Origin of the sequence: Kamptonema sp. UHCC 0994, from assembly GCF_029167235.1 — a bacterium.
GTDB lineage: Bacteria > Cyanobacteriota > Cyanobacteriia > Cyanobacteriales > Microcoleaceae > Kamptonema.
Genome location: NZ_JARFTR010000318.1, coordinates 1 through 1,646, shown reverse-complemented (window position 1 = coordinate 1,646; position 1,646 = coordinate 1). Strand labels below are relative to the sequence as shown.

At 38.5% G+C, this 1,646-nt stretch carries 1 protein-coding gene; it reads left to right on the top strand.

Annotated elements, in window-relative coordinates; translation table 11 throughout:
* Window positions 1-289 precede the first annotated feature (289 nt).
* A partial coding sequence (locus tag PY364_RS28790; protein WP_275571130.1) for a cache domain-containing protein occupies window positions 290-1,646 on the top strand: 1,357 nt, incomplete at its 3' end.

Sequence of the window (1,646 nt, the reverse complement as noted above, 5' to 3'; positions counted from 1 at the left end):
AACAATTTCAGGAGGCGAAACACATATTTCAGGAGGTTTTACAGATTAATCCTCGCGATAAAGCGACGATGGTTTACATCAAGCGTTGTGAGAAATATCAACAGTATGGAGTCCCCGAAGGATGGGATGGCATCGAAGCTTTAAGTGAGAAGTAATGCGCCACGATAGGTGGAGAATGTATAGAGAAAACTGCTTTTTGGGGTGTACTTCATAAACCTGCAATTTGCTGTATCTCACCCGATTTTGTACTGCCGTATTATAATATCAAAAAATGAAAGGAAATCAAGTTATGAGCATTACCAAACCTGTCCGCCAAAAATTCCGTCTCCGCACTACCCTTGTAGTGCCTTTCGTTCTGCAAATTGTAGCTGCTGTTGGGCTTGTAGGCTATCTCTCCTTTAAAAACGGACAAACAGCAGTTTATGAAGTTGCTGGTCAATTGCAAAACGAAATTACCGATCGCATTCAGCAAAACATAAAAGATTACCTGGCGATTCCCCATCAAATTAATCAAACTAACCTCAATGCTGTGAATATGGGGTTGAACTTACGGGAATTAATGAATTTAAAAAGATATTTTTGGCCAGAACTGATGTCATACCCTAACTTAGATTTTATTGCATTTGTTAATAATAAAGGAAATGTAATATCAGGACAAAGACTGGCAGATGGAACTTTGCTTTTCAACCTATGTAACGAATCTACCAATTTTAATTTTTATGCTTGGAATGCCACTGAAAAAGGCGATACAACTAAAGTTTCTAGGGTAATAAAAAACTTTGATGGGCGAAAAAGACTTTGGTATCAAGATGCGGTTAAAGCTGGGAAAAAATCTTGGAGTCAAGTTGAGATTTCATTTGCTGAACCCAAGATGCACATCAGTGCGGTACAACCCGTCTACGCGCAAAATGGTCAGTTAGAAGGAGTATTGAACGTAACTTTACGCCTAGATAGCATCTCACAATTTTTGCAGAGTTTAAAAGTGGGTAAATCAGGGCAGACATTTGTTATAACTCAGGAAGGAGTATTAGTTGCAACTTCTACCTCTGAAAATCTAGTTCGATTCAACAATAATAAAGGAGAACTTTTCAAAGCTATAGAAAGTAGCGACTCTGTTACTCAAGCGACAGCAAGATATCTAATCAAGCAATTTGACAGCTTTAAGCAAATTCAAAAGTTGCAGAATCTTAATGTGGAAATAGCAGGTCAGCAGCGATTTTTACAAGTAGTTCCCTATCAAGATAACGAAGGACTAAACTGGCTGATTGTGGTGATTGTACCAGAGTCAGATTTTATGGAGCAAATCAACGTTAATACCCGTAACACAATTTGGTTAACCTTGGTAGCATTGGGAGTGGCAATTTTAATCGGCATCTTCACAGCAGGTTTAATTACCAAACCCATCCTCAGCTTAACACAAGCATCTAAAGAACTAGCCGAAGGTAATCTCGATAGACAAGTAGAAACAAATGATGCGATCGAAATTGAAGAAATTGAAACCCTAGAACAGTCATTCAATAGCATGGCTTCCCAACTCAAAGCATCCTTTAGCACCCTGGAAGCACAAAAAGAAACTTTAGCCGATCAAAATCAAGAACTACATCATCTCGACCAACTTAAAGACGAATTTTTAGCGAATACCTCCC